Source organism: Streptomyces sp. NPDC058758 (genome assembly GCF_042746075.1).
GTDB lineage: Bacteria > Actinomycetota > Actinomycetes > Streptomycetales > Streptomycetaceae > Streptomyces.
Window position 1 is genome coordinate 266,378 of sequence record NZ_JBHYPS010000008.1, and the last position, 15,380, is coordinate 281,757.

The 15,380-nt window shown below is 64.2% G+C and carries 16 protein-coding genes and 1 pseudogene; 6 read left to right on the plus strand and 11 right to left on the minus strand.

The window, feature by feature from the left end; translation table 11 throughout:
- Positions 1 to 5: 5 nt before the first annotated feature.
- The 6 genes from ACFW6A_RS13805 to ACFW6A_RS13830 are packed head-to-tail and all read right to left on the minus strand — an operon-like array spanning position 6 to position 2,701.
- Positions 6 to 506 carry a hypothetical protein gene (locus ACFW6A_RS13805; RefSeq protein ID WP_386640605.1) on the minus strand — a complete coding sequence of 167 codons (501 nt, stop codon included), beginning with the start codon at positions 504 to 506 and terminating at the stop codon, positions 6 to 8.
- A 33-nt stretch (positions 507 to 539) separates the two neighbouring features.
- Positions 540 to 875 (minus strand): RRQRL motif-containing zinc-binding protein, encoded by a 336-nt coding sequence (locus ACFW6A_RS13810; protein ID WP_386640610.1) that lies wholly within the window; start codon positions 873 to 875, stop codon positions 540 to 542.
- The gene (locus ACFW6A_RS13815; protein ID WP_386640613.1) at positions 875 to 1,108 is read right to left on the minus strand and encodes a hypothetical protein; all 234 of its coding nucleotides are present in this window, start codon (positions 1,106 to 1,108) and stop codon (positions 875 to 877) included. The genes ACFW6A_RS13810 and ACFW6A_RS13815 overlap by 1 nt, the downstream gene beginning before the upstream one ends.
- The gene (locus ACFW6A_RS13820) at positions 1,105 to 2,106 is read right to left on the minus strand and encodes a DUF2637 domain-containing protein (protein WP_386640616.1); all 1,002 of its coding nucleotides are present in this window, start codon (positions 2,104 to 2,106) and stop codon (positions 1,105 to 1,107) included. The genes ACFW6A_RS13815 and ACFW6A_RS13820 overlap by 4 nt, the downstream gene beginning before the upstream one ends.
- Positions 2,103 to 2,441 (minus strand): hypothetical protein, encoded by a 339-nt coding sequence (locus ACFW6A_RS13825; RefSeq protein ID WP_386640619.1) that lies wholly within the window; start codon positions 2,439 to 2,441, stop codon positions 2,103 to 2,105. Before ACFW6A_RS13825 ends, ACFW6A_RS13820 begins: the two co-directional genes overlap by 4 nt.
- Complete coding sequence (locus tag ACFW6A_RS13830) at positions 2,438 to 2,701, minus strand: DUF6284 family protein (RefSeq protein WP_386640622.1); 264 nt, start codon at positions 2,699 to 2,701, stop codon at positions 2,438 to 2,440. The genes ACFW6A_RS13825 and ACFW6A_RS13830 overlap by 4 nt, the downstream gene beginning before the upstream one ends.
- A 668-nt stretch (positions 2,702 to 3,369) precedes the next feature.
- Between ACFW6A_RS13830 and ACFW6A_RS13835 the strand changes: the two genes are divergently transcribed.
- Both ACFW6A_RS13835 and ACFW6A_RS13840 read left to right on the plus strand, forming a co-directional pair.
- Positions 3,370 to 4,140 (plus strand): helix-turn-helix domain-containing protein, encoded by a 771-nt coding sequence (locus ACFW6A_RS13835; RefSeq protein ID WP_386640625.1) that lies wholly within the window; start codon positions 3,370 to 3,372, stop codon positions 4,138 to 4,140.
- A complete protein-coding gene (locus ACFW6A_RS13840; protein ID WP_386640628.1) occupies positions 4,137 to 4,610 on the plus strand; it encodes an NUDIX hydrolase in 474 nt (157 codons plus the stop codon). Before ACFW6A_RS13835 ends, ACFW6A_RS13840 begins: the two co-directional genes overlap by 4 nt.
- On the opposite strand, the gene ACFW6A_RS13845 is transcribed toward ACFW6A_RS13840, so the two are convergent.
- The 3 genes from ACFW6A_RS13845 to ACFW6A_RS13855 form a co-directional block, all read right to left on the minus strand.
- Positions 4,598 to 5,164, minus strand: a complete 567-nt coding sequence (locus ACFW6A_RS13845) for an HD domain-containing protein (RefSeq protein ID WP_386640631.1) — start codon at positions 5,162 to 5,164, stop codon at positions 4,598 to 4,600. The genes ACFW6A_RS13840 and ACFW6A_RS13845 overlap by 13 nt on opposite strands.
- Before the next feature lie 11 nt (positions 5,165 to 5,175).
- Positions 5,176 to 5,619, minus strand: coding sequence for a GntR family transcriptional regulator (locus ACFW6A_RS13850; RefSeq protein WP_386640634.1), 444 nt, complete (start codon positions 5,617 to 5,619; stop codon positions 5,176 to 5,178).
- A gap of 109 nt (positions 5,620 to 5,728) precedes the next feature.
- Positions 5,729 to 6,826 carry a hypothetical protein gene (locus tag ACFW6A_RS13855; RefSeq protein ID WP_386640638.1) on the minus strand — a complete coding sequence of 366 codons (1,098 nt, stop codon included), beginning with the start codon at positions 6,824 to 6,826 and terminating at the stop codon, positions 5,729 to 5,731.
- 624 nt (positions 6,827 to 7,450) lie between these two features.
- Between ACFW6A_RS13855 and ACFW6A_RS13860 the strand changes: the two genes are divergently transcribed.
- Both ACFW6A_RS13860 and ACFW6A_RS13865 read left to right on the plus strand, forming a co-directional pair.
- Positions 7,451 to 8,659 carry a restriction endonuclease gene (locus ACFW6A_RS13860; protein ID WP_386640641.1) on the plus strand — a complete coding sequence of 403 codons (1,209 nt, stop codon included), beginning with the start codon at positions 7,451 to 7,453 and terminating at the stop codon, positions 8,657 to 8,659.
- A gap of 42 nt (positions 8,660 to 8,701) precedes the next feature.
- Positions 8,702 to 9,925, plus strand: a complete 1,224-nt coding sequence (locus ACFW6A_RS13865; protein ID WP_386640644.1) for a NaeI family type II restriction endonuclease — start codon at positions 8,702 to 8,704, stop codon at positions 9,923 to 9,925.
- 326 nt (positions 9,926 to 10,251) lie between these two features.
- Here the strand turns inward: ACFW6A_RS13865 and ACFW6A_RS13870 are convergent.
- Together ACFW6A_RS13870 and ACFW6A_RS13875 are read right to left on the minus strand one after the other, a co-directional pair.
- A pseudogene (locus ACFW6A_RS13870) lies at positions 10,252 to 10,485 on the minus strand (tyrosine-type recombinase/integrase); the annotation flags it as partial.
- Between the two features lie 482 nt (positions 10,486 to 10,967).
- On the minus strand, positions 10,968 to 14,186 hold the full coding sequence (locus tag ACFW6A_RS13875) for an NACHT domain-containing protein (RefSeq protein ID WP_386640647.1): 3,219 nt from the start codon (positions 14,184 to 14,186) through the stop codon (positions 10,968 to 10,970).
- Between the two features lie 329 nt (positions 14,187 to 14,515).
- Here ACFW6A_RS13875 and ACFW6A_RS13880 point away from each other — a divergent pair, with 329 nt between their 5' ends.
- The gene (locus ACFW6A_RS13880; protein WP_386640650.1) at positions 14,516 to 14,950 is read left to right on the plus strand and encodes a hypothetical protein; all 435 of its coding nucleotides are present in this window, start codon (positions 14,516 to 14,518) and stop codon (positions 14,948 to 14,950) included.
- 10 nt (positions 14,951 to 14,960) lie between these two features.
- Positions 14,961 to 15,380, plus strand: a 420-nt coding sequence (locus ACFW6A_RS13885; RefSeq protein WP_386640653.1) for a transposase family protein, incomplete at its 3' end; no start/stop codon positions are given.

Sequence of the window (15,380 nt, forward strand, 5' to 3'; positions counted from 1 at the left end):
TCAAATCACTTCGAGCGGCGGACGACGAGCCAGAACACCTGCACCGCAACCGTCAGCCCCACCCATGACCAGGCGAGCGGGACGGCGAGCGGGCCGTAGTGCACGAGGGCGGCGGCCCAGCCGGTGGCGAGCGCGGCCAGGACGGTGGCGGTCAGGAGGCGTCCGGGGCGCTCCCCGATCCGCTCCGGGCTCTTCACCCGGACCCACCACAGGGCCAGCAGCGGCAGGGTGGCGGCGGGGGCGAGGACGTAGACCGTCCACGGCGCGATCAGGTGGACCACGGCCGTCAGGACGTAGGCGAGGGCGGCGTAGGCGGTGGGGGCCCAGGCCGCGCGGTGGCGCCAGGCCCAGCCGCCGACGGTGCGGGCGATGCGGGACGACAGGGTGGGGCGGGTCTCGGAGACGACGACGAACACCGGCGGGGCGCCCTTGGCGCCGCGCTGGGTGGGGATGCGGACGGTGGTGGCGCCCGGGGGCACCTGCACCGAGCGGGGACGACGAGCCACGGGAAACTCCCTTGGGGTCGGAAGAAGCACAGGTCAGGCAGCGTGTGCGGGGGCGTCCGCGCAGGGGACGCAGGAGCCGAGCGAGGGCGGGATGCGGTATCCGGCGTCCCGCCCGCACTCCGGGCACACCCGCCGGGCGGCGTTCGCCGCGGCGAGCGCGGCCTGCTTGGCCGGGGTCATCGGACGCACGGGCCGGGCCAGATCGATCCGGTAGAGGTAGGCGACCAGCGGGCCTCGTCGGCGGCGGGGTCGTTCCAGCTCGGCGGCCACGTCCTGGCCGCCGGGCCGCAGCCCCATCGCGCGGAGCTGACGGCGGGTGGCCAGCCCCTCCGGGGCCAGACGCCACCGGTAGACGGGCAGGCTGGCCATCAGCCGAGCCGGTGGTAGGAGGCCCGGCAGGCGGTGGCGTGGTCGTTCGCCTCGTCGCGGGCGAACGGGAGGCCGTGCTCGCCGGAGTGGTCGCCGCAGCCGTGGCAGTGCCATCGCGAGGAGTGCCCGCGCTGCTTGTTGCCGGTGACATCGACGGCGGCACCGGTCTGGTTGTGGAACCGGATCAGGAGGCTGTAGGGCTCGGGCGGGTTGGTGTTCGGGGAGAGCTTCACCGGGACGCTCCTTCCAGAGCCGCGGGGTTGGTGTCGCGCAGTTCCTGGTAGCGGGTGGAGACCCAGCCGACCGACCAGCCGCACAGCTCGGCCGCCTGCCGCACCGGCACCCCGGCGGCGAACGCCGCGGCCACCGTCCGGCGGGCCTGCCCTTCGGGCTGCTTGTCGTTCGCCGGCCCGGCAGCGAGGAGAGCGGCGCGTTCACGCTCGGCCCGCTCCTCGCGTTCACGGCGTTCACGCGCCGCCTTCTCCTCAGCCTCCTGGCGTTCACGCTCGGCGCGTTCGATGGCCTCGCGTTCACGGTGTTCACGGGCCAGGCGCTGCTGTTCACGCTCGCGTTCAGCGCGTTCACGTGCCCCTCGCTCCGCACGCTCCCGGCGCTCCTCGCGCTCGGCCTGCTCGCGGGCCAGCGCCGCCTCGTGCTCACGCTGTTCACGGGCGAGCTTCGCGTCAAACTCGCGGCGCTCACGCTCCCGCCGCTCCTCCTCGTCCGCCCGCCGCCGCTCGGCCTCCTCGGCCTCCTGGGCGCGCTGCCGGGCCTCCTGCTCGCGACGCCGGCGCTCGGCCCGCTCCCGCTCCTCCAGCCCCGCCACGGCGGCGGTGATGGCGCGGCGGTAGGCCAGGCCGGTCTCGGCGGTGACGATGAGGAGAAGGGGTGCGACCGCGTGCACGGCCACTCCGACCAGGTCTTTCCTCAGGGCGGAGTCGGCGGTGTTGAGGGCGAGGGTCATGATGCCGGTCATCCACCGCAGCACCACCGGCCACCTGCCGCCCTCCCCGCCGAGACGGGCCAGGACGGAGTCGAGACGGACGACGATGACGACGGCGGCGTCCACGACGATCGGCAGGATGGGGGCGGTCCAGTCCCAGGCGTCGGGGGTGTGGGCCCGCATCAGCGGGGTGACGGTGAGGACCGAGTACAGCATCGCCCCGCACACGATCAGCCACGTCCCGACGCTGAGGGCTTGCTCGGCTGAACGGATCTGAACAGCGTTCACGACACTGCCCCCAGACCCAGCTCGGCCGCCTCCCGCTCCGGAACCGGGGCGAAGCCGATCAGCTCGATGTCGGCGCCGGCGAAGCGCCCGTGAACCTTCAACACCTGTGTTCCGCCACCGCCCTGAACGCGGTGAACAACCGCCTCCGGGGCGATGTTCAGGGCCTCGCGCCACGCCTCGAACGCGCCGAGGTCGTCGTGCAGCGACAGCCGCAGCCGGTCCGGGTAGACCGGGCAGAAGTCCACGTTCGGCGCCGGCAGGTGCGAGAACTTCGTGTCCAGGACGATCAGCGCTGTCAGCGGCGCCGTCAGGTCGGAGAGCGTCCGGGCGTTCACGCGGCACCGCCCGAGCGGGCCGCGGTGCGGTTGGTCAGGTCTCGGCGGGCCGCCAGGACCCGGCGCCGGTGCCGGCGCAGCCGCTGGGCATCCAGCTCCGACACCTGCCGGTCCAGCAGGGCGATCTCCACGTCGAGCAGGTCCCGCTCCGCCTCGATCAGCGGCAGCTCCAGCTCGATCGCGTCCAGCTCCGCGTCCGACGGCTCACCGTCGAACGCCAGCGCCTCGGAGGTGGTGGGCAGTGTGATGATGGACTTCATGGGTCGTGCTCCCTTCACAGCAGGGGGTGAAAACGGCCCGTACCGAACCCCCGGTGCTCGAACACCGGGGGTTCTCGCCGTTGAAGCTCAGGTTGATCCGGCTCCCCTCGACCCCACCCGTACGGCACCCCGTGTGGGGCCCGGACGGGCGGAGGAGGCAACCGGCCGCAGCCGAGTGGCTGCGGTGGTCAGGTGACGCGGTGGGCGTAGCCGCTCTGCCGGTCCAGCAGGGGTGGCGCCGGGGTTCTTCGCTGGAACATTGGGATCTTCTTGGCGTCGGATGACAGGAATGGAGCACTGCAAGGGGGACCGTGTCCCCACTCTCCGGCCGTTGCTCGCGGTCGCCGGGCCACCTCGCCAGTACGGGCCGAAACCCTGTTCCACCTGGCCTTTAGCGGGATTGCAGCGTCCCCGCCCTAAGCGTGTGGGCAGCACGGCTCACCGAGCCGAAGCTCAATGAGGTACATGTACTACCTGTTCCTCATCATGCGGAGAAGGATTCGCACCGTCAAGTCCCTTGGCCCTTTGGTGGTTGCGAGTCCGCCCCGCTCGATGTACTCAGCTTGGCTTGATCAGGGCAGACGTTGGACTCCGCGCGTGTACGGCTGCAGGACGTCTTGGCTACGGTGAAGTCGTCCCAAGTCGTCCCACCCGGGGGAGTCCACGGCATGGCCAACGAACGCTTACGCGGCGCGATCATCGAGCGCGGCATGACTCTGGACGAGGTGGCCGAACGGCTCGGGGTGTCGGCCAAGACGGTGGAGCGCTGGATCAACGACCCCAAGCGCCAGCCATACCGCCGCTTCAAGTACGCGACGGCATCGCTCCTCCAGCGCGAGGTGTCCTACCTCTGGCCGGAGGAGCGGACGTCAGCCGAGGTCACGGAGGCAGGCAACGCCGAGCTGGTCCAGTTGTACCCGCACCGCTCCGTCGTACCGAACCGACTGTGGCCGCAGCTCTACGCCGGCGCCCGGCGGCACTTCGACGTCCTGGTCTACTCAGGCTTCTGGCTCACCGAGGACGCTGCCTTCCACCAGGTGGTGAAGGAGAAGTCCGCCGACGGCGTCCCGATCAGGTTCATGCTCGGTGACCCCGACTCGGCCGCGGTCGTGGTACGCGGGGCCGACGAGGGGATCGGGGGTGCCATGGCCAGCAAGATTCGCAACGCGCTGGTCAACTACGCGCCGTTGTTCGGGCTGTCCGGAGTCGAGTTCCGGCTCCACTCGACCACGCTCTACAACTCCATCTACCGGGCCGACGACGCGATGCTCGCCAACGGGCACCTGTACGGCGTCGGCGCCTACATGGCCCCCGTCCTGCACCTCCAGCGCGTCCCCGGCGGCGAGCTGTTCGACGCTTACGCGGAGAGCGTGGAACGGGTCTGGGAGAGCGCCCGACAGATCTCCTCCCCGACGGACCTCGGAGGTACAGACACATGACCCGGATCGACTACTTCCGCGACCCGAAGGCCCCGAAAGCGAATTCGGTGGTCCCGTCGGTCACCGTCGTCGTCCGCGACGGCAACGGGCGGCTCCTGCTCATCCACAGGACCGACAACGACCTGTGGGCACTGCCGGGAGGCGGACACGACATCGGCGAGCGAATCGGCGACACGGCGGTGCGCGAGGTCGAGGAGGAGACCGGCATCGCGGTCGAGGTTGAGGGCATCATCGGGCTCTACACGGACCCGGAGCACGTCCTCGCATACGACGACGGCGAGGTGCGCCAGCAGTTCTCCATCTGCTTCCGGGCCAATCCGGTCGGCGGCTCCCTCCGTACAAGCAGCGAATCGAAGGAGGTCCGCTGGGTAGACCCGGCGGACCTCGACGACCTCGGCATTCACCCGTCCATGCGCCTCCGCATTCGGCATGGCCTGGACAAGACGCGTAGGGCGCCCTACATCGGCTGAGCGCCGCTGGCCGCGGCCATACGTCGCTCTACCCGCTCGTTGGCCGCGTGGATCTCCGGCGCCGCACGCTGGATGAACCGGCCCACGATGGTGTCCGGCCCATACCGCTGCACGATCTCGTCCAGCCGCGCGGCCGGCGTCGTGTGTTCGCCGTCCGGAGTGGTCGTCATGTCGGACACGATGAGCGCGTCGACCAGCTCGGGCCGTTCCAGCGCGAACTCGGTCTCCAACTCCCGCCGCATCCCCCGCTCCTCAGCCTCCAGGAGTGCGCAGGAGTGGTGGGCGACGAGTCGGACGACCCGCTCGTCGGCGCCCTCTTGGTTTCGAAGAAAACGGGCGCCGTCGAGCGGATGGAAGCCCGTGGCGGCCAGGGAGGGGGAGTACCCAATGTCGTGCAGGACAGCTGCCGCCTCCAGAAGTTCGGCGTCTCTGCCGAGGATCGGGCTTAGCGCCCGGGCACGCCTAGCGACTCCGAGGGAGTGGGCCCAGCGACGCGGCAGCGCCTCGGACAGCAGCGATTCGGAAAGAGAGTAAGCCCACTCAGAGAGCTTCACAGGTGGCAACGCTACGACTCCTCCTGTTGTGTGGGGAGGGCGCGAACGGTGCGCCCCTTGCCGTGGACAGTTGACAGCAGGCCAACACCCTCCATCTGTGCGAGGGCACGTCGTACGGCCGTACGCGAGACGTCGAACCGTTCACACAACTTCGACTCCGAGGGATAGCGGTCCCCTGCTGACAGCCCTTCCTCCTCGATCAGGGTGGTCATCCGTTCCACGAGGGGCGGGATGGACCTGCTCGACACACGCCAGCCGATGCCGGGCACAGGGGTGATCAAGTTCTCGGCCTCCAGCACTTTCAACGCGCGTCGGACCGTGTTGCGGGAGACGTTGTGCGCATGCATGAGAGCGGCCTCGGATGGCAGGGAGCTGCCGTCGAGCCGTTCCTCGACATCCTTCCGCAGTGTGTCGGCGATGAGCAGGTAAGTTCCGCGCGGGCTGGCCTCCGTCACGGCGCCTCCTTCCGGGAGCGTCTACTGCCGCCAGGGTCGCACGTGCCCCACGCCAGGAAGCCAGGCGCCTGCAGGATGGCAACCTCTCCTCTCACTGACGGCCGAGAACCTAAGACGTATGTGGCTCAACAGGCTGATTAGTTCCATCTCCCTCGGACATGAGAGAGATCAGCTCTCCGGCGATGAGGTAGGACTGGATCACGCAAAGGTCAACCTCCCGCATGGACACATCGGCATGCACCCCTTTGTTGGCGAGTTCGTAAGCCTTATCGATTCGATTTCCAACATCTTCAAGGGTGGCCATGACGACAGCACCAGACGTCCTGGAACCTACCTTTTCATCAAGGAACAGCCAGAGGCGGTTCTTGTACTTATCAGCCCCCGCTTGACGCTCCTTTCCGGCCCTGTCCTTGACCGGTTCACTTTTCGGCGGGTACACGACATTAGCCAGCGACTCCAGCATCCTTCTGCAAGAAGTAAGTGCATGCGAGCGGCTTTCGGCGTCACCATCAGCCGCCCGCCTATAGGCCGCGAGGAGCTGTTCGAGTACATCAGGAGCAATTCCCCTGAGAGCCTCCTCGACTCGGGACCGACTCCTCTCGAAGATCTCCCTATTGGCAAACCCGATACCGATCTTTGTCTCTACACTACAAAGATAGGAGAAGGTTCGATGCCGGATGCGTTCGAGGATTTGATTCTGAAGATCAATACGCAGAGCAAATCGCAATTTATCCAGAGGATCCTCCTCCACTTCGGCGCTTTTAACCATCTCGTCAATCGCCATTTCGAGGACACTAATCGGACCCGAGAGCACTGATCCCTGCTCGATAATCCCAGTCAATGCATCGGGAATCTTTACGGGCGTGCGCTCTTCAATGTAGACCTCAAGGAGTTCTCTGGCCCGATCACGCGCAGTGGATGATTCCCCGTCGGAGAAGTACTCTTCGGCGTTCCGACGCCGCAACCACGCCGAACCCCCTACGGGACGCAGATCAAGGCTGAGCAGGTAAGCCTGTTCGTTGTCACCCATCAGTCGGGCGATGCGCATTGCGCGCCTCACTGAGGCGGAGAGCGAGACGCTTTCGAACTCATCCAGCGCTGTTGTCGTCAAATTGAGGATTTGTTCAGTTGGGTTCACTTTTACCCCCATTGTCGCTTTCGTGATCGCCTTCGCTATGGCGCGATCCTCCCAGAGGTCCAACCTCAATGCCTGCACTTTCTGTAGCTGTGGCTGTGGCTACGACTTGAAGCAAGCGCACGGCCCCATTCGCGCACTCAGCGTGAAGCGATCGACCGTAGGCCGCATCGGCGGTGCTGCTCCAAGTCCTGGGCTGCGCCTAGCTTTGAAGGGGCCAGCGAGGCTGCCAACCGGCCGGCCAAACTCCCATTCAGGTATCAGCGGCTCGAAATCGTCCGCACCCACCGCCCTGAGGGCCCCGGCCCGATCATGGTCCGGGGCTTTTGACGTGACTCCCGTACGGTCCGAGTTCGAACCAACGTCTTCCCGGTCCAGCGGATGGAAGGACCGGGAACGGCGAACAAGACGTCGAGTCGAGTCACCGGGGCAGCGTCCACCCCGGGCGACCTGTCGGTCAGGCAAGGTGGACAGGCCGATCGCGGTGGCAGGTTCGACCACAGCCGCTAGCACCATGCGGAACCGATCCCTCCGGTGAATACACGGGGGCTGCCCCCAAGGCAGCACCTAGGAGGACGCAAAGTTCCTGTTCAACTGATCGGGCGGGCCGCTGCGGCCCAGTCCCTTCCAAGCACTTGGTCACAGCCTCCGGGCTTCACTCGCGGGATGTCAGACCAGGCTGGTACACCATGGGGCATGACTGTCCCCATGGCTCCCGAGCCCCATGTAGCGTTTGCCGACCTGGCCTCCGCCGATCTTGTGGTTGACCGGCTCTACGCCGGTGGGACGAAAGGTAACAGTGGCGATGACCCGGTTTCCAAGCTGATAAAGGGCGTTGGTAACCAGGGCGGTTTCCGGTACGCCGGCTCGCCAGCCAAGGGCACGGTACGCCTGGTCGTGCTGTACACCAGCGGCGACGACGTGGATTGGCCTGATCACCTCGATGTGCAGACAGGCACCTTCACCTACTACGGAGACAACAAGAGGCCAGGGCAGGAGCTGCACGAGACTCCGCGGTCGGGCAACGCCCTGATGCGGGATGCGTTCAAAGCGTCCCACGGCGCCCCCGCCGAGCGGGCTACGGTCCCGCCCTTCTTCCTGTTCGAGAAGGCGGGAACATCGGGACGGTCGGTCAGGTTCCGCGGCCTGCTGGCCCCCGGAGGGCCGGCCGTGACCTCGGACGAAGAGCTGGCTGCAATCTGGCGGGCGACCGGGGACAAGCGGTTCCAGAACTACCGTTCCTACTTCACTGTCCTCGACCACAACCTGATCCCCCGCAGCTGGATCCAGCAGCTCCTTGAAGGCCAGGGGGCGTTGGGTGGGCACTGTCCGGACGTGTGGCGGACCTGGGTCGAAAGCCGGGTGTACCGGCCCTTGTTGGCCCCTTCCACCACCGTCATCCGCTCCAAAGTGAACCAGCTGCCGGACGACCCCACTGGCAGGGCCATGCTGGAAGAGATCCGCGAGTACTTCCGGGGCCGTGAGCACGACTTTGAGGCATGTGCAGTGGCTATCTGGCGGCTTATCGCCCCGAGTACGGGAGCAGTCGACCTAACCCGTCCAAGCCGGGATGGCGGGCGGGATGCAGTAGGGAACTATGTGCTGGGCCCCGTGGCGAACCCCATCGCGATCGACTTCGCCCTTGAAGCCAAGTGCTACTCAGCGGACAGCTCAGTTGGAGTACGAGAGGTTTCCCGGCTGGTCTCCCGGATCCGGCACCGGAACTTCGGGGTCTTGGTCACGACCTCGTTCTTCAACAAGCAGGTCCAGGACGAAGTCCACGAAGACGGACACCCGATCGCGCTGGTCTGCGGACGGGACATCATCGACGTACTGCGGCAGCACGGGCGAACCACCGCGGACTCCGTGCGCGAGTGGCTCAAGCAGAGCTTCCCTCAGCCGTAGCTGATCGGCAGCTGATGAAGCGCTGATGCCAGACTTCGGCGCGTGACGATACAAGAGGGTCTGCCCTTCCCCCCGGAAGTTGCACAGGCAGCCGGCATGCAGGAGTCGCGAGCCTTGGCGGCCATGCACTCACGCCGCAACACGTTCCGCACCTGGGACACTCCGCGCCAGCATATGGGCGGAGTGCCGCAGGAATGGCGGCTGCAGCCTGGTCTCAAGCAGCACGTCCCTGCTGACCTTGCCCCGTTCGTGAAGTGGTTTGACGAGCAGCCGCAGGCACGCGAACGCTTCCGATGGGCCCTCCGCGACTCCCTCGACGAGCTGCTCGATGGCCAGAGGACGGGCCGCTGGGCGTACCAGCACCTGACAAAGACTGAGAAGACCTACCTTGGTACCGCTGTCGAGGTGAACCTCACCAAGGAGTTCGCCATCGACAACGGTGCAGACCTCGACTGGTCCATCGCTGGCCTCGACATCGACTGCAAGTTCTCCAAAGACCTCGGCGGCTGGGAGATCCCGATGGAGATGTATCTGTGCGCCGATCATGGTGAACGGAGCGGTCGTGCCAACCACGTTGCACTCGTAACCTGGATGAACGACGACACGAGCCAGTGGGCCGCGGGCATAGTGCGGATCACGGACGAGCGCCTGCGCTGGAAGAAGCAGAGGGATGCAAACGGCGGCCTCGTCCGTGCGTACAACCGCGACAACAAGCGCAAGCTCTCCGCCAGCGCCAGGTCCGAGGTGTACTGGCTTTGGGGTGGGCTTCAGACGGATCTGCCGACCAACCTCCTGCGCCATCTGGATGACGAGACCCGCGAGCGGATCCTTACCGCATCACTGTCGGGTAGGGCCTCATCGGGCCAGCAGCGGCTCAACCAGCTATTTTACGAGGTACAGGGCAGGATCGTCGGCCGACAGACCGTGCTGACCGTCGGTCAGCAGGACGACTCGCCGAAGCGAGTCCGCGATACACGGAAGCCTCTGCGCGGGAAGGGCATCGTTGTGCTGGGCCATCAGGGATCACACCCGCACGTTGCCCGCGCGCTCGGGCTGCCGGCGCCAGTCAAGGGCGAGTGGATCTCCACCCGTCTCGTTCCTGTCTCGTCTGACGATCCGCGACCGAAATTCTTGCTGGACGGCCAGTTCTGGGCGCGTGCTCGGGAGAGTGAGCTGTTGGATCCTGAACCCCACCCAGCGCCTGACCTGCCAGACGGCCCGGAGAGCGCCTGGAAGCACCGCTTTAGCTTTGCAGGCACCTTGTAACTGCCCAAGGCGTCGGTGACATGGTGGACGATGGGACTCGCGCGGGTACGCGACGTTGAAGGCGGTCGGCTTAAACACTGAGTGGTGGTTGCTGACGGCAATATGTGACGGCAACGTCGATGTACCTGAACCGCCCCGGGTGGCTCGTTGTGCTTGATGCAGTGCCTGCTTTTGCGGACGGCAGGAGGTCGGCGTCGTGGCTGGACGAACTTACAAAGCAGATGTCGGCGGTTCGAAACCGTCCGCGCCCACCAGTGCACAGGCCCCCAGCCGATCATGGCTGGGGGCCTTTGACATCTATTTCTGACATCAACGGGGGCGGTCGGTCACGACTGGGGACGCCTTCTGAGCAGCCGATCTATGTGACTCACGGCCTCGCGCTGCGTGTCCTGCACGACGTGCGTGTACACGTTCATCGTGACGGCGATCTGGCTGTGCCCGAGAATCTCCATCACGACCTAGGGCGGGACGCCGGCGGCGGTCAGGAGCGTCACCGTACCGTGCCGGGCGTCGTGCAACCGGACGACGCGGAGACCGGCGTTCTTCGCGACGCGAGTGAACAAGAGCTCCGGCGCTGCAAGCTCCCTACGTCCTTCCACCCGAACCGAGCACGAAGCCGAGGCGACGGGCACCCCGCCCATTGAACTGGTCCGCATCCCGCTGACCAGCCCCGCCCCCAGCACTCACAGCAAGCGCGGTAAGAATTCCCCTACTTCATCAAGGCACCCGCCGCGCGCGGCGCGGCGCGCGGCCCGTCGCCCGGGCCTGCGCTCCTGTCTCCGCCCCGCTCCAGCCCGGCCGCCGGCCGCACGCCTGACAGCTTGGGTTGATGGGTGGCGAACCCCTCTATGGCTGGGGCCGGTCGGTTACACGGCTTTAGCCACCTCCCCGGTCAGGGACCCGCGTCGAGCAAGACCAGGGGGCCACTCGATCACATTGCGGTCAGGCCCAAAGCCTGACCGAGTTGCCAACCAGCGTACGGCCCCCTGCTCATGCTCGACCCCAGCCCGGGCAGGCCACCGGCCAAACCCGCTCCACCGACCTAGGTGGCCTGTGACGGCGCTGGGTGTTTTTCGATTCTCAAGACTCTGAGGTTGTCATCCTCGTATTCGGCTGCATCATGCTTAGCAACTCTCGGATCATCCAGCCCTAGGACATTTGACCCTCGCCCCAACCAGAGCGTAAGAGAGATATCCGGCCTTTCAAGAAAGGGTCGAATATCGATGTCTCCACGCAATCCTCGGTGTGGCGAAACGACGATTGTACGGAGGCTGGGGCTATCGGCCAGCATTATCCATGCCGTCTGGTCGATGCGCTGCGACCGAATGGTCAATTTCCTCAAGGCGGTGGAGCGTGAAATCGCTCTGGCATGCTCGGTCAGGAGGTTCGATACTGTCAAGGTCCGCAATCTCCTCAATTCGAGGAGGCCGGGAAAGTTTGGCGACGCACTTGAGCCAAGCGTAAGATCTTCCAGCCCCTGGAACGCGGAAGCGATAGCGGAAATATCAATTGGGCCGCTACCGTGGAAATTGAATGACCTAAGCGAATCCAGTTTCGGAAACTCCGAGATTTCGACTCCACCTTGGATATAGATCGCGAGATGCTTGAGATGGTGCAGATTAACTAGGGAATCGAACCCATCCAAGACGGTTGTAGCAGTAACAACCAGTCGAGTGATGTTAGGACACCTGGAAAGCGATGAGAATGCGAACTCCTTGATTGCCGTCCGCAGCATCAGAACCCTTAGGTCCCGCAGCTCAGGAAGCCAATCCATTGTGTCCGCGGAGCAGAACACGTCAAGAGTCTTGAGCCGGGGAAGATGTCTGACTGCCGGCAGCATTTCCGGAGCCCCGATGGAGACCTCCTTCCATGCGTCAGCATTCTGACCCATTACCTTCTGAGCGTATTCCTCTACTTCAAAGTACTGCCAGGCCCGCTCCAGTTCCCGCCTCACGGTGACTCTCGTGTCTCTTCCCAGGCGAGAGATTAGAGAAAGAGCCCCGTCTCCTCCCACGATGGACGCCATGCGAACCGTTGCCGCGGCTTCTGGCGCAGACAAGCGGCGCTCCGGAATGAGGGGAATTACCATTTCCCCCGCGCTGGCGATTTCCTTGGCGTCAGACATCTTCCGAGGAGGGATCAGCCGGGCCGTTGCTTCCCTGACACGCTCGTGAACTTGCGGGTCGCATTCCCCTGCTGTCTCGAGGCATGCCGCTGCAAGCAAATGGAGTCGACTACGCACGGCCGCTTCCCTGTCGCCGCGCTCGAGAAGCCGGCTGAGAATCATGGTTCGCTCTTTCGGGCGAGCATGCCCGACTGCCATCACCACGACCTCATGCCATTGATCGAGGTGCGCGTTATTTACAAGCACCTCGAGATCGTCGACTTCCACAATTCTTGCTGCTGCAAGAAACTCTTGGAACGTGCGATGGACAAAATCGACTCTCCCCGGAATCGGGCGCCGCAAGCAACCGCTCCTTACAAGGAGATAGTCAAAAACTTCATCCGCCGAAGCGCTAACGGATGGCATCGAGGAGAGTGAAATTTCCACCTGATTCACCGCTTGGTCCTGAGCTGAATCACTCAAGCCGTTGCGAATCAGCCAGTATGCAAACCCTCCCAGAATTGACTTCTTTTGCGCATCTCCCACATTAGGGGGCTCCGGATATTCGATCCGTCGCTCACGATCTCGCCTAAGAAGGAGCATGTCCAACGCCGCGCGATACAGCTCCATTCTATCCTTTGGAAGTTGCGAGTGCCTATCTCGATTCAATGTGCAGAGCAGTGCACACAGAAGGGGATTGGAGGCGAGGCGTTTCAGCTGGCGCTCTTCCTTGATTGAAGAAATAAGGTCCGCTTCCCCTTGCTTTAGCGCGGAAAGTTCCTGTTGATTCGCTTCAGCTGCGGCAGCAGCACTGTGCCAGTGCTGCACAAAATTCTCGACGTCCTTATGGCTCATCGGGAGCATATCCAGGGCGCTGAAGCCATCCTGCGCCAGCCAGTCCGATTCAGCGGCCGCCGGCCTTGAAGTTACGACATAGGTGGCATTCGGATACGTTCTAATCAATTCGCGAAGCCATTTACGCGCCTCATCTCGCTGATTATTCGGAAGCTCGTCTACGCCATCAATGAGGACAAGAGCCCGCCCCGCCCTAAGGATCCTATTGACCCATTTATCCGGCATTTCATCAGCCAGATGCGTGCCAACCTCCGGGAAGAATTCACCGGGGGATGGGAGCGGCTTGTTGGCGAATCGACGAAGTGGAAGGATGAACGGCACCAGAGTGTTCCAAGATGCGAGTCCTCCTTCTAGGCCCTTCCTGGCTACATTTACCGACAGCCATTGAAGCAGAGTCGTCTTTCCCGAACCTGCATCTCCGCGCAGCAGTATGCGTTTGAGGTTTGCGATTGCCGCTTCGGCTTTCATTCCGAGCGGCGCGACCGTGGAGCTGGATTCGGCGCCGACGGCGTCGATCTCGCTTCTCACTGCTTCGCCAAAAAGATCTGGAGACGGACCGGAAGCGCCTGAGGATTGAGCGACGCTTAGCGTAATGTACGCTGCCGTAAGATTGTAAGATCTATTGGAGCGATCGGCGAGGTCGATCCCAAAAATTTGAAGACGATCGAGCGCCTCTTCGATTAGTGCACAATATCGTGTCTCAAATTCAATGTCATCGCTACGGAGATCCTGCCCCAACCCGTCTTGAATCTTCTCGACTGCCTCGGTGAGGAGGTTCAATCGCTTCAAGATTTCGATGTCCGCGCGCGCTGAAAAAGTCGACCATGAGGAGATGAACTGCACTACCTGCAAGGCGGTTCGATAAACCAGAACCTCGTAGAGGCTGTCCGCCATCTCGGAGAGAGCGGCTGCCTTACGGATCTTCTCGCTTTGCCGAATCACCGTAGCGGCATAAGCTTGCGGATCGAGAGAGAGCGCCCAGATATCTGCCGTGGTTTTTGTAAAGCTGTCGACAGTCAGGTCAAGCGCCGCCTGCCGTTCGTTTCCTGCCAAATCTCGAAACTCGTCACGAAGGTAGGATTCTAGGCCTTTCTGAACGTGCTCAGCGAGGCGCTTAACGTCGGCTTCTTCAACCTTATTAGGTCGTTTCAATCTAAGCCTGGGGAGTATAGGTGCAGGCGCGATTCCGGCTCCTGGTCCGGGAATTAGAGATCGTGTTGCTGCGCCAACTGCCGTACCGAAGATGGCCGTGGCGATCTTCGCGGCTACTACCTCAAGCATTTCTGACAGCTCCAGACTCATTCGGCATCTATGAAGGGACGCGGGCGGGGCCAGGGTGGCAGTACAGGACCTCGTACCTTAGCTGAGCGTGCGCTGTCAGGTGACCGTTATAAGCAAGGTCATCCCAGGTTCTCAAAGCCGCTTGAGATGCCGCAGGGCGGCTCCGCACTGTGGCTGGAGACGCCCTTCCATGACCGGGGTGAGCTGCCGACAGCCCATCCTGCCTACCTAGCCAACCTCGTCTCTACCGAGAGGAGTCAAGGCTGGCAGACGACGGCCGCGACTTGCTGCTAAGGCTTGTCCCGTATAAGGCTGGGACCTGGGAGATCGGTCGGCGGTACTGTCGGCCGATGGAGCCTGACAAGTCGAACGAGTGCCCGCTTCATGGTGCTGGGGTGAGCGCGCAGAGCATGGTGGGTCGTCGGCTCGTGGAGGTCGTCGGCTCGTGGCACATGTACGGCAGTGCTGCCCCCGCGGGACCGCTGGATGTGTGGCTGATCGATGACCGGGGTGCCGCCATCCACCTCACGACCGGATCGGATTGGTGTCTGATCATCGATGCGTCGAAGCCGCACGCCGGCTACGACATGGGCGACTCGGGGCGCGTCAACGTGGGAACGATCGGTGAGGAGACGCCGTTCGCGGACCACGTCGGGGAGGACGTACTGGAGGCGCGGGAGGAATACGCACGGAACACCGGGCGCGTCGCCTTGGAGCTCACATTCCCCACGGGTCGGGTCCGTTGTGAGAGCTGGGCTGGGGACCTCCGCTTGACCTCGGTGTGATGATCTTGGCGTGACTGGTGTGATCACGGCGTCAGAGTCGTCTTGGATAGGCCCGTTCACGGGGCTCAGCCCGAGGCTGTTCCGGAAGCTGGTGACCATGCTGCGACACGAAGGGGCAGACGCGAACCGCAAGGGTCGGCCGTGGAGCCTTCCGCTTGAGGACAGGGCACTGCTGGTCGCCACCTATTGGCGGACGAACCTGACCATGCGCCAGCTTGGCCCGCTGTTCGGGGTCTCCAAGTCGGCGGTGGGTCGCATCATCGACCATCTGGGGCCGATGCTTGCGCTCAGGCCGCGGAAGCGGTTCGCCAAGGACACCGTCCTCATCGTGGACGGCACCCTCGTGCCCACCCGCGATCACACCGTGGCCGAGCGGTCGAAGAATTACAGGTACTCCACGAACCACCAGGTCGTGATCGACGCCGACACC

What these genes read in the sequence shown, in the direction of transcription:
- ACFW6A_RS13810 (WP_386640610.1), bottom strand. Translation starts at nt 875, where the DNA reads ATGGCCAGCCTGCCCGTCTACCGGTGGCGTCTGGCCCCGGAGGGGCTG.
- ACFW6A_RS13830 (WP_386640622.1), bottom strand. Translation starts at nt 2,701, where the DNA reads ATGAAGTCCATCATCACACTGCCCACCACCTCCGAGGCGCTGGCGTTC.
- ACFW6A_RS13835 (WP_386640625.1), top strand. Translation starts at nt 3,370, where the DNA reads ATGGCCAACGAACGCTTACGCGGCGCGATCATCGAGCGCGGCATGACT.
- ACFW6A_RS13840 (WP_386640628.1), top strand. Translation starts at nt 4,137, where the DNA reads ATGACCCGGATCGACTACTTCCGCGACCCGAAGGCCCCGAAAGCGAAT.
- ACFW6A_RS13860 (WP_386640641.1), top strand. Translation starts at nt 7,451, where the DNA reads ATGACTGTCCCCATGGCTCCCGAGCCCCATGTAGCGTTTGCCGACCTG.
- ACFW6A_RS13875 (WP_386640647.1), bottom strand. Translation starts at nt 14,186, where the DNA reads ATGAGTCTGGAGCTGTCAGAAATGCTTGAGGTAGTAGCCGCGAAGATC.
- ACFW6A_RS13880 (WP_386640650.1), top strand. Translation starts at nt 14,516, where the DNA reads ATGGAGCCTGACAAGTCGAACGAGTGCCCGCTTCATGGTGCTGGGGTG.